The sequence below is a fragment of the Vibrio sp. SCSIO 43086 genome, assembly GCF_051132235.1.
Classification (GTDB): domain Bacteria; phylum Pseudomonadota; class Gammaproteobacteria; order Enterobacterales; family Vibrionaceae; genus Vibrio; species Vibrio diabolicus.
In genome coordinates this window covers 255,852-276,962 of the sequence record NZ_CP072678.1, presented here as the reverse complement: position 1 = coordinate 276,962, position 21,111 = coordinate 255,852, and the positions used below count along the sequence as shown (strand labels likewise).

At 44.2% G+C, this 21,111-nt stretch carries 19 protein-coding genes; 10 read left to right on the top strand and 9 right to left on the bottom strand.

Translation table 11 applies throughout. The annotated features are described in order from the left end of the window. Positions 1 to 73 precede the first annotated feature (73 nt). The 3 genes from J8Z23_RS17495 to J8Z23_RS17485 all read right to left on the bottom strand — a co-directional run bounded on the left by J8Z23_RS17495 (position 74) and on the right by J8Z23_RS17485 (position 4,092). On the bottom strand, positions 74 to 283 hold the full coding sequence (locus tag J8Z23_RS17495) for a YgdI/YgdR family lipoprotein (protein ID WP_301659001.1): 210 nt from the start codon (positions 281 to 283) through the stop codon (positions 74 to 76). Between the two features lie 135 nt (positions 284 to 418). Beyond that, positions 419 to 2,827, bottom strand: a complete 2,409-nt coding sequence (locus tag J8Z23_RS17490; protein WP_193447292.1) for a VolA/Pla-1 family phospholipase — start codon at positions 2,825 to 2,827, stop codon at positions 419 to 421. Between the two features lie 20 nt (positions 2,828 to 2,847). Beyond that, positions 2,848 to 4,092, bottom strand: coding sequence for an outer membrane protein transport protein (locus J8Z23_RS17485; protein ID WP_005395507.1), 1,245 nt, complete (start codon positions 4,090 to 4,092; stop codon positions 2,848 to 2,850). Between the two features lie 423 nt (positions 4,093 to 4,515). Between J8Z23_RS17485 and J8Z23_RS17480 the strand changes: the two genes are divergently transcribed. After that, complete coding sequence (locus J8Z23_RS17480; protein WP_047010406.1) at positions 4,516 to 5,544, top strand: site-2 protease family protein; 1,029 nt, start codon at positions 4,516 to 4,518, stop codon at positions 5,542 to 5,544. A gap of 74 nt (positions 5,545 to 5,618) precedes the next feature. Here J8Z23_RS17480 and J8Z23_RS17475 read toward each other — a convergent pair whose 3' ends face one another. Beyond that, positions 5,619 to 6,407, bottom strand: a complete 789-nt coding sequence (locus J8Z23_RS17475; protein ID WP_237285079.1) for a M48 family metallopeptidase — start codon at positions 6,405 to 6,407, stop codon at positions 5,619 to 5,621. 203 nt (positions 6,408 to 6,610) lie between these two features. On the opposite strand from J8Z23_RS17475, the gene J8Z23_RS17470 reads away from it, so the two are divergent. The 5 genes from J8Z23_RS17470 to cutA all read left to right on the top strand — a co-directional run bounded on the left by J8Z23_RS17470 (position 6,611) and on the right by cutA (position 9,656). After that, positions 6,611 to 7,045 carry a hotdog fold thioesterase gene (locus tag J8Z23_RS17470; protein WP_012842307.1) on the top strand — a complete coding sequence of 145 codons (435 nt, stop codon included), beginning with the start codon at positions 6,611 to 6,613 and terminating at the stop codon, positions 7,043 to 7,045. 6 nt (positions 7,046 to 7,051) lie between these two features. Continuing rightward, positions 7,052 to 7,285, top strand: coding sequence for a DUF3389 domain-containing protein (locus J8Z23_RS17465; RefSeq protein WP_054867596.1), 234 nt, complete (start codon positions 7,052 to 7,054; stop codon positions 7,283 to 7,285). A gap of 79 nt (positions 7,286 to 7,364) precedes the next feature. Beyond that, on the top strand, positions 7,365 to 9,074 hold the full coding sequence (locus J8Z23_RS17460; RefSeq protein WP_256898635.1) for an SgrR family transcriptional regulator: 1,710 nt from the start codon (positions 7,365 to 7,367) through the stop codon (positions 9,072 to 9,074). 25 nt (positions 9,075 to 9,099) lie between these two features. Further along, on the top strand, positions 9,100 to 9,309 hold the full coding sequence (locus J8Z23_RS17455; RefSeq protein WP_434635853.1) for a hypothetical protein: 210 nt from the start codon (positions 9,100 to 9,102) through the stop codon (positions 9,307 to 9,309). 14 nt (positions 9,310 to 9,323) lie between these two features. Further along, complete coding sequence (gene cutA, locus J8Z23_RS17450) at positions 9,324 to 9,656, top strand: divalent-cation tolerance protein CutA (protein WP_253644493.1); 333 nt, start codon at positions 9,324 to 9,326, stop codon at positions 9,654 to 9,656. Here the strand turns inward: cutA and J8Z23_RS17445 are convergent. Further along, a complete protein-coding gene (locus J8Z23_RS17445; protein WP_005395495.1) occupies positions 9,618 to 10,214 on the bottom strand; it encodes a DUF2238 domain-containing protein in 597 nt (198 codons plus the stop codon). The two genes, cutA and J8Z23_RS17445, sit on opposite strands and share 39 nt — an antisense overlap. A 242-nt stretch (positions 10,215 to 10,456) precedes the next feature. Here J8Z23_RS17445 and J8Z23_RS17440 point away from each other — a divergent pair, with 242 nt between their 5' ends. Beyond that, complete coding sequence (locus tag J8Z23_RS17440) at positions 10,457 to 11,296, top strand: isopenicillin N synthase family dioxygenase (protein ID WP_005376329.1); 840 nt, start codon at positions 10,457 to 10,459, stop codon at positions 11,294 to 11,296. Between the two features lie 203 nt (positions 11,297 to 11,499). Beyond that, positions 11,500 to 12,120, top strand: coding sequence for a DNA-J related domain-containing protein (locus J8Z23_RS17435; RefSeq protein ID WP_012842300.1), 621 nt, complete (start codon positions 11,500 to 11,502; stop codon positions 12,118 to 12,120). A gap of 86 nt (positions 12,121 to 12,206) precedes the next feature. Here the strand turns inward: J8Z23_RS17435 and J8Z23_RS17430 are convergent, their stop codons facing one another. From J8Z23_RS17430 to tesA, 4 genes are all read right to left on the bottom strand, one after another. Beyond that, on the bottom strand, positions 12,207 to 13,862 hold the full coding sequence (locus J8Z23_RS17430; RefSeq protein WP_434635618.1) for a P-loop domain-containing protein: 1,656 nt from the start codon (positions 13,860 to 13,862) through the stop codon (positions 12,207 to 12,209). A 71-nt stretch (positions 13,863 to 13,933) separates the two neighbouring features. After that, entirely contained in the window at positions 13,934 to 15,844 is a 1,911-nt protein-coding gene (locus J8Z23_RS17425; protein WP_053808423.1) for a bifunctional diguanylate cyclase/phosphodiesterase, read from the bottom strand. A gap of 180 nt (positions 15,845 to 16,024) precedes the next feature. Next, positions 16,025 to 17,224, bottom strand: a complete 1,200-nt coding sequence (fabV, locus tag J8Z23_RS17420) for an enoyl-ACP reductase FabV (RefSeq protein ID WP_012842298.1) — start codon at positions 17,222 to 17,224, stop codon at positions 16,025 to 16,027. Between the two features lie 82 nt (positions 17,225 to 17,306). Continuing rightward, positions 17,307 to 17,909, bottom strand: a complete 603-nt coding sequence (gene tesA, locus J8Z23_RS17415) for a multifunctional acyl-CoA thioesterase I/protease I/lysophospholipase L1 (RefSeq protein ID WP_005395483.1) — start codon at positions 17,907 to 17,909, stop codon at positions 17,307 to 17,309. Here tesA and J8Z23_RS17410 point away from each other — a divergent pair. Continuing rightward, positions 17,908 to 18,600 carry an ABC transporter ATP-binding protein gene (locus J8Z23_RS17410; RefSeq protein WP_005395482.1) on the top strand — a complete coding sequence of 231 codons (693 nt, stop codon included), beginning with the start codon at positions 17,908 to 17,910 and terminating at the stop codon, positions 18,598 to 18,600. The two genes, tesA and J8Z23_RS17410, sit on opposite strands and share 2 nt — an antisense overlap. Then, complete coding sequence (locus J8Z23_RS17405; RefSeq protein WP_301578139.1) at positions 18,600 to 21,056, top strand: ABC transporter permease; 2,457 nt, start codon at positions 18,600 to 18,602, stop codon at positions 21,054 to 21,056. Before J8Z23_RS17410 ends, J8Z23_RS17405 begins: the two co-directional genes overlap by 1 nt. Positions 21,057 to 21,111: the final 55 nt, after the last annotated feature.

Genomic DNA, 21,111 nt, shown 5'->3' with positions numbered 1-21,111 from the left:
AGAGGTTCGTTGGGAGTATTAACTGCGCTCAGAAGTATGGGGAGAGCCCTCTAAATACATAGAGGGCATGTTGCTAGCGTTCAATAATCTGCACAATTTGATCTTTTGAAATGCTCATTTCTTTCCCATCTATGTCTTCATACTCGTACATACCCGTTTCTTCGTTAAGGTCTGGTTTACCGTAAGAAGTAATAATTTTTCCTTCATTTGTCGACATAAGATATTGGCTACTTCCGCATGCAGCAAGAAGTAAAGCAGTGGCCATTATAGTGAATATGCGCATAGAGTTTTCCTTTCAAACAAGTAAGTTAGGTACGACACCGATTTAACTATAGCAAAGGATATACGGGACGGTTTTTTATGATAGAGAACGAAAAAGCCCAGTCGAAACTGGGCTTTGGTAAGAGAGGTGATACGATTACTTCAGAACGGAAGTATTAGTCACACCCGTTAAAGTGTCATCCATTAAGAAGTCAGTGTTTTCCATTTGCATCTCAACGTGATGGTCAATATCAGACAGAGTGCCATTTGGCGAAGCAAAAGTACTGTGCGATGCAGCAGCATTAAACTGTACAAAGCTCGCAGTTGCATTCACAGTAGTGTCCGTACTGTTCACAGTTTTCAACCCTAGCTTATTAGCAAGCGGTTCAGTACCCGCGAATGGTGCATTTGGAACGCTGTTTGGCACTGTGCTATCACCCTCAACCTCGGTCATCAAGAATGGTGTAGTTAGTGAACCAGAAGCGACCAAATCTGAGGCGTTTGTGAACGGGTCGACTGTATCTAGCGTTGTTTGTGCTGCATAGATAAATTGTGAGAAACCTGCTTCTAAAGCTGCTACTTGAGCTTCCGTTGCCGCAGCCTCAAATGCTTCGTAACATGTTTTATCTTCTAGATCCGCACATGATGCATCAGCGTAATTCGCATAGTCTTTTGATGCTGCATAAGCGAGGTTATGTTTGATCTGAGGGCCGTAATTGTCTGAACCTAGTAACAAATTACCAATTTGACCACCAGAGTTCTGTACTGATGCAGAGCTAAAGGTGTACAGCGCATCCGCAGTAGGGCTGCCTAGCGTGTTATTTGCTGCTGCGACGGCAGATGTAGCCACAATACCGCCAAGTGAATGACCTAGCATTTTGACTTTTGAACCCGTCATTGGGTTGAAGCCTTGCAGAGGACCTCCAGCTAAAAGACCGCCTTGCGCCGATACTACCAAGCTAGCGCGCAAACCCAATACATCCAGTACACTTTGACGTAGATTGTCACGCGCAACGGCTAAGTTGGAAAGATTTAGGTAAGCCAGTACATTTGCATTTGCGGAACGTTGTTCATCTAAACTACGTGTGCCATGAATAGGTAAGTCAATTGCGATAACAGCCACACCTGCTTTTACCATATTGAACGCGAACGCGTACGCATTCTCTTTTGCTGAAGTGATGCCGTGTTGATAAATCACAACGTCGGTCGCGACACCAGATTTAGGTGTGAAGACAAGTACTTCGACATCTTCTACCGATTTAACGACTGGAACTGGGGAGTAGCGAGTCACAATACGTTCACTGTCGAGTTGGGTACCATCGCTTAATGTGAGTTTAGCACCCACCAGTTTTAGCTGCTCTGTAGGATCGGTTGCAAGCTTTGTCACGTCAACAGGGTTATTTGCGAAAACGCCGGTTGATAGCTGCTGAACCATGTTCGCTTGCTCGTTCGGATCCGCCAGTGCTGCACTTAGCTTCGCTAGGCTTGGCATCGCAGATACCATTGGCTGCATGTTCCAGTTTGCCCCTTTTTCTAGATAATGAGGCAGTCTGACCACACCTTGAGTCACATTTACATCGGCACCTGACTTCGCATAAAGGCCTTTAATTGCCGTTTTTGCCGCGTCTAGGTCACTAACGTACTTACTAAAGTCATCGTCAGAGTCTAGCGCAGTGCTAAAGTCTTGGGTTGCACCAAGTGTCATTGTGTAGGCTGTTGATAAATCTACTGAACCTTCGTTCGCATCGTTTTTGTAAACCGCGTTTAATGTATTTGCACCCGTTGAAAAACCGGTTGCAGTTACACCTTTAACCGCCGCCAAAGTGTCACCTACAGACTGAGTGCTGAACCAGGAGGAGTAAACGATGTCGTCAGGGTTAACTTGAGCTAGACCAAAAATGCCTTCCACCGCTTGTGTCACCGCTTGAATAGAAGCAAGAGCACCAGTTTCATAAACGATTTCTTTAGATTTACCTGTCGCGTAACTGGCTGATGTACCGATTGGCTCACCATTCACGTCAGTAACATCTTGTGTTACTGCAAAAATGTACTCGCTTGACTCATCAAGCGCATCCATGAACTGGATATATAGAGAGTTGCCTTTTGCTTGAACAACGTAGTCTTGGTTCTGAACGAGAGCTTCTTCGATTGGGTTAGACTTACCATCCCACTCGGTCAAACGTTGATTAATCTTGATGACTTTAATACCAGACGGCAGCATACCCGTTGCAAAACCATCGCCTTTAAAGTTCAGAACGATTGGCATAGACGTTGACCATCCATCCATCGTATTCATCGAGGCTCTAGGGTTGGTTAAGGCATCATCACCGTCAGTTGGCAGACCAAGCGTGCCATCTGTTGTGTCCATTAATAAGTAAGAGGGCGCAGGTACATCCGCATTCGCCCCTTGAAGCGTAAAGCTGATAGATGTTCCACGGTCGAGCAGTGCTTGGACTTCATCTTCAAATTGAACTTTGTCGGAAGTACCAGAGCTTGATGTATTATCACCACAACCAGCAAGAAGGATTGCAGAACAAAGCATTGATAATTTAAACGTGTGTTTCATTGGTTTACTCCGTAATCCCATTATTTGAAGGTGTAGTTCATCTGTACCGCGCTGATGTAAGCAGTACCTTCAGAGTCGAACTTGATCTCTTCATCCTGAGCGTTCGTCTCGGTGAAAGAGCCTGATTTACTCTTAACAAGTGCAAAGCCTGCATCGAAAGTTAAATTCTCATTCATTGCGTAAGTCAGGCCCGCGCTGTACCAAAAACGGTCACTGTCAGGGATGCTCAATGTGGCTTCACCTGCTTGTTCGTCGTATGCAAAGCCTGCACGGAATGTCCAATCCGCATTGAGGGTGTAAGTTGCACCAATAGAATAACGGTTGTTGTCTTCGTATTTCTCTGGTTTGTAGAAACATTGACCAGCAGTTCCATCATTACATTGAGGACTCGTCGCTTTCAGTTCTTTAAATGTGCTCCAATCGGTCTGTTGCCAGCCGTAATGTACTGCCCATTGTTCATTCAGTTGATGGAAAGCCGATAATTCGATAATTGAAGGGAGAGAGATTTTTAAACGGCCATCCACTTTTGGTGATGGAGCTCGGCCTGAGTCGTAACTACTAAACTCACCGTCGTCAAAATCTAGATCAACTTTAGAACGGTAACCAAAGCCAAAACGGTTGTTTTCATTTAGCTCGTACAAAGCGCCAATATTCCAACCCCAAGCAAAAGTTTCGCCTTCCATGCCGACAAGGTTATCGGACTTATTACCACCTAAAATACCGGCTAGTGCGCCTTTATGACGAGTCAGCTCCGCTTCCGCGTACACTAGGTTGATACCGCCACCGACACTGAAAGACTCGTTGATACGGTAAGCGACATTAGGGTTGATGTTTACTGAAAGTAGGGAAGTGTCACCCGCCATGTCACCCGCAGAAATATCATCTGGATAATCAGTAGCAACACCGTATGTTGTGAACATACCGATACCCCAAGCCCAGTTATCGTTGATAGGGCTGATGTAATAACCCGCTGGCACGACTTGTAAAGGGGCAACATCTTTCGCATGTTCTTTGTTAACCGTGTCATACACATCGACTTCAGGATCGATGATAGATAACGCGCCCGAGAATTGAGCTTCTTTGAAAAGCGTCATCGCTGCTGGGTTTCGTGCAAGAACGCTGGCATTGTCTGCGACCGCTCCTTCACCTGAAAATGCTCGACCAAGACCAGATGCTGAATGCTCAGCTACCTGGAAGCCCGCTGAATGGGCATTACACGCAAACAATATCGAAATTGTAAGCAGAGAGCAGTGCTTCTTGTTCATCCTTGACCCTCCTAGGGTGTCATAGTGTTGGACCGAAGTCCTTGTAATTGTTGTGTGATACTTACACCAGTTGTTAATACGTGAAATACAACTGTGATGTAAATGTAATGTTAATTGTATGTTTAATAACTTGTCAAAGTTTGAGCGTATTTTGCGTTTTAAATATGATGCATAGGTCAAACGGTGATTCGTAAGGGCATGTATTATCGTTATATTTTTTAAGAGAATGGTACGACCAGAATTGTTTTACGGGCTTTATGGTTAAATGGCATTCAAACCGAGAGATAGCGGGCTTTGCCGTTTCTGTACTTAGCAGGCATAATTCGCGCCTCGCTTTGTTGTTATTCAATAGACGCAATAGGAATCGTGTTGGAATTACTGAATGTTGAATTTTTAGGTCGTTCGTTAAGGCTCGAAGGATCGATGGCTGGTTGGCAGCAGTTATATTGGGATAACACCTTGGTGTCCCAAATAGATGCCAGTGATAATGTTGCAGACACTTGCCTTCACCAGTTTAGACTCTCTGCAGGGGAGGAAGTCCTGGTATGCCATTTGGAGTGTTCATTAACATGGCAACCGTTTGAATTGAGTTACAAGGTCACAATTAACGATGAACTTATTAGCGAAGGTTGCCGAAATGAAAAAGACATCGAACGCCAAGTACCAGAAGTTGAGCCGCCAACGGAAAAGCGTTTAAGTGTGATAGGGCTAGTATCGCTTGGAATGAAAGCACTCAAGAGTGCGAAAGTAATCAAAGTGGCGCTAGCATCTGCAAGTCTTGCTGCATATTCTTGGCTATTTTCTATCGAGTTCGCGTTAGCTTTGATCGCCTGTTTAGTTTTCCATGAGTATGGCCATATTAGAGCGATGAAGTACTTTGGAATGAAGACCAAGGGCATCTATTTGATTCCATTTCTTGGCGGTTTAGCGCTGAGTGATGAAAAGATCAACACACGCTGGCAAGATGTGGTTATCTCGATTATGGGACCATTTTTTGGTTTAGTTCTTAGCATCGCGTTTACTTTGCTTTATTGGATGACTGGAGAGGTGCTCTTCGCTGGCCTAGCAGTGTTTAACGCGTTACTAAACCTGTTTAATCTGTTGCCTATTCTGCCACTAGATGGTGGTCATGTACTCAAAAGCATCACCTTCTCGATGAACACTTGGGTTGGATTAGTCGGCAGTATAGCAGCAGCCTTGTTGGGTATTTTTATCAGCTATTCTTTCGGGCTGACGTTGCTAGGGTTTTTATTGTTAATGGGGATGCTAGAAGTGGTCATGGAATGGAGAGGTCGACATCATAGTCATTTATTGCCGTTAACCCGTTACGGACAACTCTTCTCACTTGCTTGGTACTTGGTTTCTGTCGGTGGTTTTGTCGCTATCATTTGGTATTTTGCTACCCTTGGAGATAGCCTATTGAGCTTGCCACTACAGATACTGGGTACTTAAACTATTCCTTATACCCATTAAAAAAGCTCCTTAGGGAGCTTTTTTTGCGAAAAATAGACACTGGTAGCAGAAGTTTAGCCACATTTTGGCGCTTTCGTGTTATACGCAGGCAACTTATTTATGGTTGCTTGTAAATCTTTAATACGCGTACTGTGCGATGGGTGAGTTGAGAAGAATTCAGGCGGTTGAGAACCGCCGGATGCAGCACTCATATTTTTCCATAAATCGACACTTTGACGTGGGTCGAAGCCTGCTTTTGCCATAAACTCAAGCCCGACAATATCAGCCTCGGATTCCTGTGTACGACCGTATGGTAAAATAACACCGTATTGGACACCGACACCAAGTGCCGCCATCGTCATTTGCTGATACTGTTTGTACTCGGAAGCTCCTATAGCAACGTTTGCCAGAGACAATCCCGCATTTGCTAACTGGCTTTGTGAAAGGCGTTCATTACTGTGGTCAGCAAGGACGTGAGCCACTTCGTGACCAATGACTGTTGCCAACTGATCTTGGTTTTTCGCGACACCTAAAAGCCCTGTGTAAACGCCGATCTTCCCACCAGGTAGGGCAAACGCATTGACTTGTTCACTATCAAAAACAACCACCTCCCAATCTTTAAATCCAGCTTGCGCAGGGATGGTGTCAGTGATGTGTTTGGCAACGCATTGTACGTAGGCATTCGTTTTGCGATCTTTGCTGATTGGGATATCTTTCTTCATTTGTTCGAAAGATTTGGCGCCAAGCGATGACATTTCTTGATCTGAAAACATCAGGATCTGATTACGGCCGGTCGGTGATGCGCTACATGCCGTTAAGCCCGCGATAGTTAAAAGAGCAGAGGCTTTCATCCATACCTTCATAATAGGCTCCATCTAAATTATTTTTGTTTTGAAGCAATAGTATATACCCAAATAGTAACATGATGCATGGATCAAATTATTCATCAACTGGCAAAGAGGCCAAGATGTTACATCTTGAAGTTAGACTTAAGTAAAGTCTATGCTAGCTCTCTAATAAATCGTTACAATCCGACAAACCAATTTGTGAAATTAAGAGTAAAACAATGAGTATATGGAAAAAGCCCGTTAGCATAGAGATTCTGAATGCTACATCAAAAAATACCCTGATCGAGCATCTACAAATTGAATACACAGATTTCACGGATGACTCCCTTACAGCGACCATGCCTGTATGTAGTTTTACTCATCAACCTTTAGGAATGCTTCATGGTGGCGCTTCTGTTGTACTCGCAGAAACATTAGGCTCTTTAGCTGCAAATTTCTCTGTTGATGAGGGGAGTTACTGTGTCGGTTTGGATATCAACGCGAACCATGTACGTGCAATGCGAAGTGGTCATGTGATTGGTACGGCAAAACCCGTACACCTTGGCGTTTCAACACAAGTGTGGCAAATCGACATAACTGATGAACGAGGCCGATTAGTGTGTACCAGTCGCTTAACTATCGCAGTGAAGCAACATAAAACGAAGTCGGTATAAAGCAAGATGGTGATTGAGTTTTCATTAGGAAAAATCATTGCTACCCAGCGTGAAATCGTGATTAAGCTCTCCGGCAGTGCAATGGTAACCTTACAAGCGCAAACCGATTCTATCCAGTTACTGGGTAGAGGAGCGAACGTTGTTTTATCTCATGGTGCAGAGTGTAAATGGTCTATCAAGCTGGATAATGAGGAACAACTTGTCGGTCTTGCACGAGAAATTGGCATCGATATTCAATAATTTACTGCGTGACGTTTGCACTTTTTGATAAAAATGAGGAAACTTAGCTTATCAACAATAAGATAAGAATTTCCTCTTTATGAGTAGCCCTCGTTTACGTGTTCAGTTCGAAACACTGTTTGAAAAATTCGCCGGTCACGATACGGACGTTCAGCTAGAAGACATTACCGAAGCGCTGTTTTGTACACGTCGCAATGCCCGTATTGTTCTCAATAAATTAGAAGAGGAGGGCTGGATTGAATGGCATCCAGCGGCGGGTCGAGGAAAACTCTCAAAACTCGTTTTCAAACGTAACCGTAGCGATGTCAGTGAAAACCTCGCCAGACGTTATCTCGACGAAGGGAAAATTGGCCAGGCTCTAGATGCGCTTGATAACGACGCGGCTCGATTAACGCAGGTTATTCAGGGTTATTTAGGGCTTCAGCATCGGCAGGGCGAACAGGTGGTACGTTTGCCATATTACCGACCATTGGCGATGTTAAACCCACAGAAACCGATGCGGCGTTCTGAGCAACACATCGCCAGACAAATTTTTAGCGGGCTAACTCGCCTTGATGAAAATGAACAACTTCAGCCAGATTTAGCCCACACATGGGAAGCCATTTCTGATACGCACTGGCGTTTTTATCTTCGTCGTGGGGTGCGTTTTCATAATGGTGAACCCTTATCAACCAGTTGTGTACTTGAAAGTGTGCTTGCACTAAGTAGCCTGAACCTGTTTTCTCATATAAAAAAGGTATCTTCACCACAGGAATGGACCGTTGATATTGAGCTCGTCCGTCCTGATCGCTACCTGCCTTTGGCGCTGAGTGAGTCGCAAGCAAAAATTTTGCTACCAAGCGCTTTGCGTTCAGAAAACTTCGATAGACAACCGATTGGGACAGGGCCGTTCCAAGTTAAAATGAATGATGATAAGCGTCTCATTTTGACTGCTTTTGATGGCTACTTTGGCTTTCGTCCCTTGCTGGACCAAGTTGAGGTGTGGGTAATTGATGAAGCGTACTCTTCAATGGTCTATCCAAGCTTGTCTAAGCCAAAGATGGATAAACAAGGTTCATCTGATGAGGTCGAGCTTGATCCTGGCTGTACATTTCTATTACTAAACAAAAACACCGGGATTGCAAAAGACCCTCGCTGGGCAGAATTCCTATCACAAACTCTCAACAGTCACCAAATTTATGCTCATGTTCCTCAGGATAAAGTGATGGAACTGGGAGTATTGCAAGCCTTTGGCCTTAAGCCAGGTTGGATTGACCTTAGGCCAGCAGAGGCGGGAACCGTGCCGCAGGCTGATAAGGTGATTTCCGTGGCGTATCAGAAAAAGCATCCGATGTTTCCAGTAGTTGCCAAGGCCATCAAGACACTCTTAAAACCGCACGGTATAGAGGTCGAGTTTATTCGTTATGACTCTCAACCGCCCGCACCGGAGGAAGTGGATATTTGGGTGAAAGCCATGGGCATTGCAACGAACCGAAATGACGCGTTAGCGGGCTGGCTTCTGGATTACAGTGATATTGAGAAATTCAGTTCTGGTTACGATTTTAGCGAATGGGCTAAGCTCGTTGATCAGTGGCGTGCTGGTGTTTATCCAGACTTCCCTGCACGTGAGTTAGGACGTCAGTTGGTAAAAAGTTGTCAGGTGATTCCGATGTTTCACTGCTGGTTGGGTGTCAATAAAGACCACAGCGGTGCCTTACAAAATGCAAAGTGTAATGCCTTAGGTTGGTTTGACTTTAATAACGTATGGGTAAAACCTGATATAGAAAATAATCATGGCGAAACCGAATAAGAAATAGCCGACGAAAACTGTCGATATCTATTGCTCAAAGTGTAAAACTCAACTATTCAAGTACCGTAAAGGCGGAAAAGGCGCACTGGTCAAATGCTTCAAAGAGCGCATTGTTGACGATTTCACACAAACCCCATGCATCTGTCCCAGTTGCGGGCAAGAGTTTGCAAGAGATACCCTAGTGAGAGGAACGCCCGCTTACAAAATGATTGGCGGCAAAGTGACAATGAAATAATGAAGGGCTAGAAAATGAGTATAAAACATGACTACTGCATGGTGTTAAGCACAACCTGCAACGAAAAAAATCGAGATCAGATCATTAAAGGTTTGCTAGATGCCCAATTAGCCGCGTGTATTCAAACGATGCCTATTGAAAGTCACTATGTGTGGAAAGGGGAGATTTGTACTGACAACGAATGGTTGCTGGTAATCAAAACTCGCCGAGAGCTCTATGAATTGGTGGAAGAGAAAATAGAAAACCTGCACGAATATGAAGTAGCACAGATCGTACAGGTTCCAATTGTTGATGGGTTTAACCCTTATTTAGAGTGGCTGAGAGAATCGACGCTGAGCCGACATTAAAAACAGCGACAACGCTGCACCAACGGTGTCGCACAACATATCTTTCTGGGCGTCCCATATGTCACCTTGCGAGCCCAGAAAGGCGATTCCTTCATCGCCGCCAGCCAATTCTGCATACCACCATTCGATAATCTCATAGCCTGCTGCAAGCGACATGATCGCAAACAAAGCAAACCAGCAAGAGAACGTTTTGTTGAACTTGTTCTTGTGTATCAAGTATTCAGCTATCGGATACGCATAAAGGCCAATCGAAAAGTGCGCAACGCGATCAAAGTTGTTTCTATCTGAACCAATCATGTCGTTAAACCAGTCAAATGGTACTTCGGAAAACGTATATTTCGCTCCGATAGTGTGCAAACAGAGCCAGATGAACATTAAAAAGTAAGCCGTATTACTGAATTGATAGCGAATCGAGATTGCCCAAATAGCAACAAGAATACCAATTGCTGGGATAATCTCCGCAAACCAAACGGCACGTGAGTTAGGTTCTAACGCAGAAAATAAAAACACGATGGCATAAAAAATCGTCAATCCTAAGAGTGTCGAGGTACTTTTCATAGAGTTACTTGATCCTTCAATTTATCTTACAGTGGGACTCCATAGACTTGGGTAATGATTACACTTAATTGAACGGTGTGCAATTGTTATTTTGATGGTGTTTTTGATCACTGAAAATGTTGATTTATTGCCAAACTGCTCAACATTAAAACGTTTGCGCGTGCACCTTTCATTAAAGTTTGATTTACAACATGGCCATCCATAGAATCCGTGATTCAGTCTAATAAAAAAGAAGTAAAGCCATGAAACTGGAAACTGTCGATTATCTTGCTGACGATGCTGCTCAACAGTTCGTTACCTCTCTGCGCGAAACAGGGTTCGGTGTGTTGAAAAACCACCCGATTCCACAAGAGCTTGTAGAGTCAATTTACAAAAACTGGCATGAGTTTTTCTGTTCAGATCAAAAGAATGATTTTCACTTTAACGTAGACACCCAAGATGGCTACTTTCCACCTTCTGTGTCTGAAGTAGCGAAAGGGCACAAAGTGAAAGACATCAAAGAGTACTTTCATGTTTACCCTTGGGGTCAGATCCCAGAGCAACTTAAAGCTGAAATCTTAGAGTACTATGAGCGGGCGAATGCATTTGCTCAGGAGCTATTAGGCTGGGTTGAAGCGTACGCACCTAAAGACGTTCAAGAGAAGTTTTCTATCGCGTTGTCAGAAATGATCAATAACAGCGACAAAACATTACTACGCGTTCTTCACTACCCGCCAATGACAGGGGAAGAGGAGCCAGGCGCTATACGTGCTGCCGCGCATGAAGACATTAACCTGCTAACGGTTCTGCCAGCCGCTAATGAGCCTGGACTGCAAGTAAAGAGCAAAGAAGGTGATTGGATTGATGTACCCTGTGACTTTGGTAACTTAATTATCAACATTGGTGATATGCTTCAAGAAGCGTCAGGCGGTTACTTTCCTTCAACGACTCACCGTGTAATCAACCCAACGGGTGGCCGTCAAGAAAAGTCGCGTATTTCATTGCCGTTGTTCTTGCATCCAAAGCCAGAAGTGGTTTTGTCTGAGCGCTACACCGCACATAGCTACCTTATGGAACGTTTACGTGAACTAGGGGTTATTTAACCTTTACGTGATCTCCTTACAAAGGCCGATGGTTGATGACTATCGGCCTTTTGTTGTTTATGGTACAAAATGATACCCACGCTTCATTCGGTGCCACAGAAATTAGGCCTGAAATATGCGTCAGCAAGCATTTTTACCAGTACAGATGAGCAGCTTTCTCTGAGATTAGTGTGATGCTTCAATATTAAAAACAGAGAGGATGAATGGAAGGACAACGCACGGTCAGTAGTATTGAGACTCACGCAATAGAAAACCCGTTGCTTTGGCCAATGCTAGAAATTCTTAGAAAGCAGCCTTCCGATTGGAAAGTTCACACCTTAGCAAGCAAGTTGAGTGAACAGGGCTACATTTCGAAATTGGATGATTCTCCTGATAAGGATTTATTCAAACGAAATTTCTTAATCATGAACGCGCTATACCAACTGCAAGAAACGCTTTACCCAGATGCCTGGCTTCAAGTTGAAGCGATGAATATCCAGCTGATGTCTTCGTTAGAAGCTTCGAGGCATATCGTTGATATTAACGATCCTTTGCGTGAATATTATCTGGATTGGCGCAACTACGAAGCGGACGAAGATGAAGTGCGTCGATTGTTGAATGAATTTTGGACCACTTATCAAAAATTCATTGGTGGTTCGTCTACAGTCAGTGTGGATAAAACAAAAGCACTCTCACTGTTTGAGCTTAACCCTGATGCAACACCAGCAGAAATTAGAAAGCAGTGGCGAAAGCTCGCGCTTCGTTGGCACCCAGATAGAGAGAATGGTGATGCAGAAAGGTTTAGAATTCTTTGTGAAGCGTGGAATGTACTGAGAAACGAATGATTCGGTATGAATAAAGATAAAGGAAGGAAGGCAGCTAACTATTAGCTGCCTTTTTTCATTGGATTGTCTCAATCAGCGTATCAAAACTAGCATGATGGCTTAAACTGAGATTTTCTCATGCGGTTAAGCGCAGCCATTACGTCTAGTGTGCGTGGTTTGGCTAAGTCCCCTTGCTTAGGAAGCGATGCATGCCACTCACCAGACAGCATTTCTTCAATTTCCTTCGCTGGATGATTACACCAGCCTGGAAGCTGAGCGATTTGGAACCACAACCAGCCAATCGTGTTGACTTCATCAGCGGACTCAATCTGTTCCAAAGCGCTAAGGTCAGTAAACTCTTTGCCAAATCGAAGTGACTCTTTGCCTTTCGCATTCACACGAAATTTACCGTCAGTGAGAATATTCATCAAAGCAACGCGATTCAGGGCGCGAGGCGGGAAGGTTTGTAAACGTTCTTCCGATTCGTTATGACGTTGAGTAGGGTGCTGAGCGATCACTTCTTTCGCTTTTTCTGTCACATCAACCGCTTGGTAGTCGTGCATCTGAATGACTGTGTCGGCAACGTCTAAGTAGTCGCCTGAACCACCCATAACGATAATGGTAGAGATATCGAGATCATCTCGCAATTGACCAATGCGATCGACAAGAGGGGTAATTGGTTCATCACCTTTTGCCACCAATGCCTGCATACGCTCATCTCGAATCATGAAGTTCGTCGCAGAGGTGTCTTCATCAATCAATAACGTGCTCGCACCCGCTTCAATAGACTCTTGAAGCCAAGCGGCTTGTGATGTTGAGCCTGATGCATCTTGAGTCGAAAAGTCCGCTGTATCTTTACCCATTGGCAAATGGTTGATGTAATTCGACAGGTTCAAATGATGCACGCATCGACCATCTTCGGCGCGGATCTTCATTGCCTTGTCATCAGCTACGATGTATTCACGACCATCTCCTGGAATATGGTCGTAAATCGAACGCTCAATCGCATTCAGTAAGGTAGATTTACCGTGGAAACCGCCACCAACGATTAGCGTAATGCCCTTTGGAATCCCTAATCCCGTGACATGGCCTTTGTTTGGTGCATGTAAAGTCACTTGCAGCGATTCAGGGGCCTTGAACTCAACCGCCTCTTTCATTGGGAGATCACAGTTGCCAGCAATTCGAGGGAGAATGCTGCCATTTGCGACAAACGCAACTAGGTTATTGGCTTCCAACTGTGCACGCAGGGCATCTTGGTCTTCAACAACTTGGCAATGCTCAATCAATGCTGCTTTGTCGAGTTCACGTTCTAAGGTAGCTCGACGGATAAACTTAGGCAAATGGAAAGTCAGTATGTTGTTGGCTTTTTTCCCCAACACTGAACGACCTTCAGCAGGCAAGTTAACTCGAAAACGCAGTTCAATACCTTCCTCGGTAAACAATACTGCGGTGCTATCCAACACAGTTTGGCCATTCAATGAAATGGATACGGAGTTTTCTTGTTTAGCAAACTGCTCAAAACTGCGCGCAATAAAGTCACGTGCTGCTCGTTGAAAAGCAGGGGACTCGTCTTTTAACCATTCCAGACCAGTCAAGGACCAGGCGCGAGTTGCACGAAAACGTGACGCGGAAGCATACGGATCTCCTTGTACGTGATCGACGAACAAAGTGAAATCAGTGAAGTCGTATTGACCTTTGATTTGCTGATAAGCGCGGTAGTTCTGCTTTTCAATTTTCTTAAGCGTGGCAGTCAACTGATCCATGAAGATATTGGCCTTTTAATAGAAGCGGGCGGCGATTATAGAAACCACCGCCACCTTAGTAAAGAGAATGCTTAGGAAGAGTAGGCGTATTGTCCGCCTGAAAGACGCTGATTAAACAAACTTTGCTCAAATTCATTACAAGGCATCGGTTTACCATAGAGAAAGCCTTGCCCAATATCACAACCCTCACCAATAAGAAACTGCTCTTGTTGGGGTGATTCAATGCCCTCAATAACCACTTGGAGGTCCAGTTTTTTAGCTATGTGTATGATAGAGCAAATGATCGCACGATCATCGTCCGACTTTTCCATTTGCTGGACAAAGCTCTTATCAATCTTTATGGCATCAAATGGGTATTTCTTCAAATAGCTGAAAGAGGCGTACCCTGTACCAAAGTCATCAAGTGACAATGTCACACCTAGTTCATGCAATTTGTTTAGCGTTGTGCGTGCTACTATTTCATCGGCAATTAAAGCGCTCTCGGTCACCTCGAGTTCGAGAAAATGTGCTGGTAAATGGAAGGATTCGAGTAGGTGTTGCACTTGCTCCGCAAAGTTCACGTTTTGTAATTGAATTGGAGAGACGTTAACGGCAATTTTGAAATTATCAATTAACTCCGACCACTGTTTAGCTTTGTCTATCGCGGTACGAAGAACAAAAGAGCCAACTTCAAAAATAAGTCCGTTTTGTTCAGCCATATGTATTAATGCTTCGTTAGAGACGTCTCCCAGTATTGGGTGTCTCCAGCGCAGCAATGCTTCTGCGCCAATCCATTTGTGGGTATGGGGATGAACTTTGGGCTGAAAGTACAGCATCAGGTCGTCATTTCTTACCGCTTGCAATAAGTAGCTTTCTAATTGATTGTGGTTGTTTAGCTCATTCGAATGACTTTCACAAAAATAACTATACGCTTCGCCAGACTCTTTACACAGCAGCATGGCATAGCATGCATTTTGAAGAAGTTGTTTGGCATTGCTGGTTTGGTGGGCTTGTACAACACCAATATAAGAGTTGAGGTGAACCTCTGTGTCTTTTATATAAAAGCTTCCCAAGCCAATATTGGTGATATCATCCAGTAGCTTACGCAATTTCATATCAATATCGTTGCCCCAAATGAGTAATACAAGGTCATTCGAGCTCGGCCTCCCGGTAACAAAATAACTCGATTCTCGTTTACCAAGGCGATACCGAAATTCTTTTAATATCTCGTCAAAGGCCTCAAAGCCATAACGGGTTTGGATACTGCGAGCATTACTAAAGCCAATGTTTATCACGAGCAGTGATTGCTGACTATGATCCAACGTTCCGAGCGTTTCTCCGACAACACTTTCCAGTGCTGCGCGGTTTAAGAATCCGGTTCCCTGATCGTGTGTTTTTTGGTAGCTCACTTGTTTTTCTGCGGCCTTACGACGATCAATCTCTTTTGTTAGGGAGTAACTCAACTGCGCTAAGTCCGTAGTACGGTTCTCAACTCGATTTTTGAGTTCATTATTAAGACGCTGGAGTTTGTGTTGCTGATACACGACGGAGAGCTGCGCTTCGATTGAGTCTTTGAAAGTTCCGAGCAATTGGCGGTAAGTGTCGCTGTATTCATTCTTCTTGGAATCAAGCATGCAGATGGTTCCAAACGTCTCTCCGTTTGGCCAGAATAACGGTAAACCGCAATAAGATATCATGCCTAGTTTGATGTCAGGGTTATTGCACCATTCTTCATCCTCGAGCGCATTAGGAACCATGAGTTCGCTCTTATGCTCAATGACATGCTCACAATATAAACCGTTGCCGAGCAGTTCAGCATCGCCGGTACGATAGGGGTTACCTTGAGTTTCACTGGATGTGTTGACTTCAATACGATCTGGATGGATACGCATGATTAATGTGGTGGGTACATGTGTTATTTGAGCCAGTAAGTTGACGATTTCCTGCCAACTTTTTTGCATAGACTCAGGGATTTCATAATCTAATGTTTGCAATCTCCCCATATAGGTCATCCTTTACGTGGTTTCACTTCCTGTGAATTTAAAATGTAGACTGCTCTATCTTGTTCTCGGTTTTTAATTAAGTATAGGGTGGCTGGGGCTTGAAACAAAAAAAAGTCCTGAAAAGTGTTCAGGACTAGGAATAGTTATCACATATCTCATACTTGAAACAGATAACAAGCATTAAGGTTTAAGCGATTTTAGCGACTCAATAGAAATGTCTTGCGAATAGTCGACGTCTTCAAAGTTAAAGCCATTTAGCTTCATAAACTCATCTTTAAAGCCTTGGTAATCACCAATCTCTTTAAAGTTATTCGCGTTCATTTGCTCTAAAAGAGCATGGACTTCTTGTTGTACTTGCGGGTCAAGCTCTAAGTCGTCTATTCGGATTAAGCGTTCGCCGTCAACAGGCACTTTATCTTGATCGTACAATTTAGTGGTAAACAGTCGCTGCATTTGTTCAATACAACGTTCGTGAGTACCTTTTTCCTTCATCACTCGATACAGTGCTAAAAGGTAGGGACTTAGCGCAGGAATGAACACACTGGCTTTCGTCACCAACGCCTTACACACTGTTGCGTAAGCACCGCCGTCAAAGTTGGCAAGTTTTAGATTCAACGAGTGACTTGTTTGGTGTAAATCGATTTTCGCTCGACCTAACGTACCATCGAGATAGATAGGGTGCGTAACGTCTGGTCCCATGTAAGAAAACGCGATGGTTTTGCAGCCTTGTGCAATCGAGTCGTTATTAATCAGTGTATCAATCCAGCTTTCCCAGTCTTCACCGCCCATCACTTTGATAGTGGCTTCGGCCTCTTCCTCTGTTGCGGGAGTTAAAGTGGTTTCTACCCACTGATCGTTTTCCAGCATAATTGAAGCGCCAGTGACAGGCTCACCAATAGGCTTAATGACGCTACGCCAAAACTCATCAGATTCTGGTTTAGGTCGAACACCCGTCGCTAAGCTATAGATGACTAAATCAACTTCACCTTCAAAGTACGTTTCAATGGCTTCAATCACTTGATTGCGGACAGAGTCAGAGAATGCGTCACCAACAATATTGATGGCGGTACGCCCCGCGTGATTTGCTTCTTGTTTAAAAAAGATGTTGTTATACCAACCCGCACTTCCAACGCCTTTATCTGAAGGCCCGCGCTCAAAGGAGACACCAATGGTATCAGCTTTAGCACCTCCGAAGGTGAGGGCAATACGAGCCGCTAACCCGAAACCAGAGGAAGCACCAATAATCAAAACCCGTTTTGGACCGCTTTTGATCTGCGGGGCGTGTTTTACGTATTCAATTTGCTCTTTAATGGATGCATGACACCCGTATGGGTGAGCAGAGCGAGCAACAACACCTTGAATTAAAGGATCTATTCGCATGTTGTTATCTATCCTCGATGAGTGGAATTGAAAATAGATTAACGTAAAGTTAAGTAAAACTTATTGAGCTAGACCATTAAAATTAGAGATGTTTAATTAATTCTTGAGCAACAAAGTCAGCAATCCAAGGCTGTGCATCAGGCTTTGGGTGAAGGCCATCATCCATCATCCACTCGGGTTTGATGACCACATGCTCCAAGAAGAATGGCATCAGGGTAACTTGTTGATGTTGTGCAAGCTTAGGGTAGATATCGTAAAACATATCGCTATAGCGCTTACCATAATTAGGTGGCACTCGAATTTGCATCATGACAACGTCCGCACCTGAATCTTTTATCATGGTAATCATTTTTGAGAGATTCGACGTAATAAGTTTAGGAGGGAAACCTCTTAGGCCATCGTTGGCACCTAACTCAATGAGCACCATATCAGGGCTGTGCTGGGTTAGCAGCTGTGGTAATCGAGCTAAGCCGTTGCCTGTGGTATCGCCAGAAATGCTGGCATTAATAACTGTTACATCTTGACCATGTTCTGACAAGGCATCAGGGAGTAAGCTAGGCCAACTCTTTTCGATCGGCATCTGATAGCCCGCGCTCAGGCTATCACCTAAGACAAGTAGCTTTTCGCTCGCATGTGCAGTAGCGGAAAAACAAAAAAATAGAACTAAGGAAAGTATACGAATCATGCAAACACCTGTACTTAATGCACCTATTGTTCAAGCCAATTTGGTTTCTAAACAAGTCTCTACTAATCAAGAGCAATTAACAATCCTCAAAGATGTAAATGTTGACATCAGGAAAGGAGAAAAAATCGCCATCGTCGGTACTTCCGGTGCGGGTAAGTCAACGTTGATGACGTTGTTAGCTGGCCTTGATACACCAACATCAGGTGAAATTACCTTGTTAGGTCATGAGTTATCAAAACTTGACGATGAAGCTCGCGCAAAAATTCGCGCTGACTCTCTGGGTTTTGTTTTCCAAAGTTTCTTATTAATCCCGAGCTTGAGTGCATTACGCAATGTCACGCTTCCTTGTCTTTTACGTGGTGAAGCCGAAGATGAAGCAAGAGCAGCGGAATTATTAACCGCTGTTGGATTGGAAAAACGTGTCGATCATCTTCCAAGTCAATTATCTGGTGGTGAACAACAACGTGTCGCGCTAGCACGTGCCTTTATGACACAGCCTGAATTGTTATTCGCAGACGAGCCTACCGGCAATCTTGACCATCAAACCGCAGACAAAGTGATTGAGCTGCTATTCGATCTTAATGAGCAGCATGGAACAACGCTGATATTAGTTACACACGATGGTCATCTAGCAAGTCGATGTGACCGTATTTATCGTATGGAGGCGGGTGAGCTTAAGGAGGAGGTGTAATGTCTGCAGTATCATCAAGCGAAGCAACATCGACAGAAAGAAGCAGTGCAATAAAACACTCGTCAAACAAAAGCCTAATACGTTGGAGTTTCGGCGAAATAAGACAGGGGAACCTTTGGCCTATTAGCGTTGCTCTTATTCTTGTGATTGCGAGCATCTTTGCGCTTTCTGCATTAGCGGAGCGAATGGAGCAGGTGATCGTCAAACAGGGGAAGGATGCATTGACAGCGGATGCGGTGTTTGTGTCTGCTAATCCTATACCTGACACGTTGTTATCCTCGACTGAAAACCTAGAACGTTCGACGATGACACGATTTGCCACGATGGCATTTAGCGACAATGGTATGCAGTTGATTTCCGTAAGGGCAGTGGACGACAATTACCCTTTAATGGGAGAACTGGTACTAAACAACAACCCATCCGGTCGCGTTAAAGAGAACCAACTCTGGCTTGATGAGCGGATTATGGCTCAACTAGACGTCAAGTCGGGTGACAGCGTCACTATAGGCGATGCCGATTTTACGGTTTCAGGTGCAGTGCTGATGGAACCTGGATTAAGCTTTAACCCATTTCAGCAAATGCCTTCTGCATACATTCATCAAAAAGACGTTGAGAAAACGGGAGCGATTCAAGTCGGGAGTCGAGTTCAATACCGTCTGTTTTTACAAGCCGATGATAAAACGCTAAAAGGCCTGCAAGAAGATACTGTTCTTTCTCCTAGTGATCGCTGGCGCACGCAAGATACTGCCAGTCGTAGCAATGAGGTTTTTGAACGTACGACGCAGTATCTGTCGTTGACCGTAGCGATTGTCATCATTATGGCGGCGACAACATTGGTTCTTACTTGCCAAAACTATGTGAATAGTCGAACACAAACCATTGCGATGCTAAAAAGCCTTGGCGCAAGTCGACGATGGATTGAAAAATGGCTGTTTATTCAAGTCACAATCCTGCTCATTAGCGCCAGTGTCGTTGGGTTATTGTTGGGGAGTGGGCTGGAGTACTTATTGCGCATTCCACTCAAAGACTTATTACCAGAGCCACTACCTAGTTACGGCGTCACTCCTTATCTAGTGTCGTTTATCTCAGCAGTCCTGATCACCGTTCCTGCCCTTGGCATACCATTGCTAGGTTTGATTAAAACTCCAGCCTTAGAAGTGCTACAGCAGGGCAAAGCTCAACGTTCTTGGAAGCGAATGTTGCTTGTTCTAGTTCCCGTCGTCCCATTACTTTTGCTTTATGCTGATAATACCTTAGTTTGGATTGTTCTTATTGGTATTGCAGTACTTTTTGTAGTGCTTGCTGCAGTGAGCGTCGCACTCACAAAATTGTTTGCGCGTATTTCAACACAACCTGCCATGAAGCTTGCGTTGAGTCGTATCAACCGCACGCCAGTAACCAGTGGCCTGCAGTTTGGTGCTTTGGCGTTGTCTTTGATGCTGCTATCTATTATCTGGCTTGTGCGCAGCGATATTCTCGCGGATTGGGAGAAAACCTTACCTGCAGACGCGCCAAATGTCTTCGCATTAAATATTGGTGATTACGAACTCGATAGCTACCTAGAAACCTTAGATAAAAATGGGGTTACACGGTCACAAGCTTATCCAATTATTCGTGGTCGATTGACAGAGATTAATGGTCAAAACGTCAAAGAGATTGAATATGAAGGAGAAGGCTCTGACGCAATACGTCGTGAATTGAACCTTACGTGGGGAGACAGACTGCCAGAGTATAATGATGTGCTTGCGGGTGAATGGACAAATAAGGGGAGTGTCTCCGTAGAAGCCGATGTAGCAAATGACTTGGGCATCGAACTTGGTGACAAACTGCGCTTTGTTATTAATAGCCAGAACTACGATGCGGTAGTAGATACCATTCGTTATGTTGAATGGCGTGATATGAAGCCTAACTTTTACTTTATTTTCTCATCCGACGTTATGGCTAATCTACCGGGTTCTTACCTCATCAGTTATAGAATTGATGAAGGGAACGAAGCACTATTAACGTCTATGTCTCGATCTCACCCAACGGTATCTGTTTTAGATATTCGTACCATGGGCGAAAAAATCCAGGACTTGATTCAACAAATCGTATCGGCAATCACTATTCTTGCTCTTTTAGGCGTGGTTGCGGGGTTGCTACTTATCTTTACGCTATTGAGATTAAGCTTATCCCAACGTCAGCAGGAGATCCGTTTGTATCGCACATTAGGCTCAAGTAAAAAACGGATCAATACGACTCTGTGGGCCGAATACGGCATTATGGCGTTGATAGCTAGCGGTGTTGCGGTATTCGCTGCGGAAGTTTGTGTGGCCGCGGTAATGACATATGGCTTCGATCTGAACGCACAAATTCACCCCGAATTGTGGATAGCTTTACCACTGGCAACATTTGTTACGTTGGCACTTGTCGTAATGAGTTTGTTGAAAAGATTGTTAACGCCAGTAAACACTTAATCACTGCAAATGTTATTAAATGTGGAACACTCCATGACACTTTTATTTTAGTTAT

Excerpts from the sequence above, each read along its gene's own strand:
- J8Z23_RS17495 (WP_301659001.1), bottom strand. The coding sequence starts at position 283 with ATGCGCATATTCACTATAATGGCCACTGCTTTACTTCTTGCTGCATGC.
- J8Z23_RS17490 (WP_193447292.1), bottom strand. The coding sequence starts at position 2,827 with ATGAAACACACGTTTAAATTATCAATGCTTTGTTCTGCAATCCTTCTT.
- J8Z23_RS17485 (WP_005395507.1), bottom strand. The coding sequence starts at position 4,092 with ATGAACAAGAAGCACTGCTCTCTGCTTACAATTTCGATATTGTTTGCG.
- J8Z23_RS17480 (WP_047010406.1), top strand. The coding sequence starts at position 4,516 with ATGGCTGGTTGGCAGCAGTTATATTGGGATAACACCTTGGTGTCCCAA.
- J8Z23_RS17475 (WP_237285079.1), bottom strand. The coding sequence starts at position 6,407 with ATGAAGGTATGGATGAAAGCCTCTGCTCTTTTAACTATCGCGGGCTTA.
- J8Z23_RS17470 (WP_012842307.1), top strand. The coding sequence starts at position 6,611 with ATGAGTATATGGAAAAAGCCCGTTAGCATAGAGATTCTGAATGCTACA.
- J8Z23_RS17465 (WP_054867596.1), top strand. The coding sequence starts at position 7,052 with ATGGTGATTGAGTTTTCATTAGGAAAAATCATTGCTACCCAGCGTGAA.
- J8Z23_RS17460 (WP_256898635.1), top strand. The coding sequence starts at position 7,365 with ATGAGTAGCCCTCGTTTACGTGTTCAGTTCGAAACACTGTTTGAAAAA.
- cutA (WP_253644493.1), top strand. The coding sequence starts at position 9,324 with ATGAGTATAAAACATGACTACTGCATGGTGTTAAGCACAACCTGCAAC.
- J8Z23_RS17445 (WP_005395495.1), bottom strand. The coding sequence starts at position 10,214 with ATGAAAAGTACCTCGACACTCTTAGGATTGACGATTTTTTATGCCATC.
- J8Z23_RS17440 (WP_005376329.1), top strand. The coding sequence starts at position 10,457 with ATGAAACTGGAAACTGTCGATTATCTTGCTGACGATGCTGCTCAACAG.
- J8Z23_RS17435 (WP_012842300.1), top strand. The coding sequence starts at position 11,500 with ATGGAAGGACAACGCACGGTCAGTAGTATTGAGACTCACGCAATAGAA.
- J8Z23_RS17430 (WP_434635618.1), bottom strand. The coding sequence starts at position 13,862 with ATGGATCAGTTGACTGCCACGCTTAAGAAAATTGAAAAGCAGAACTAC.
- J8Z23_RS17425 (WP_053808423.1), bottom strand. The coding sequence starts at position 15,844 with ATGGGGAGATTGCAAACATTAGATTATGAAATCCCTGAGTCTATGCAA.
- fabV (WP_012842298.1), bottom strand. The coding sequence starts at position 17,224 with ATGCGAATAGATCCTTTAATTCAAGGTGTTGTTGCTCGCTCTGCTCAC.
- J8Z23_RS17410 (WP_005395482.1), top strand. The coding sequence starts at position 17,908 with ATGCAAACACCTGTACTTAATGCACCTATTGTTCAAGCCAATTTGGTT.
- tesA (WP_005395483.1), bottom strand. The coding sequence starts at position 17,909 with ATGATTCGTATACTTTCCTTAGTTCTATTTTTTTGTTTTTCCGCTACT.
- J8Z23_RS17405 (WP_301578139.1), top strand. The coding sequence starts at position 18,600 with ATGTCTGCAGTATCATCAAGCGAAGCAACATCGACAGAAAGAAGCAGT.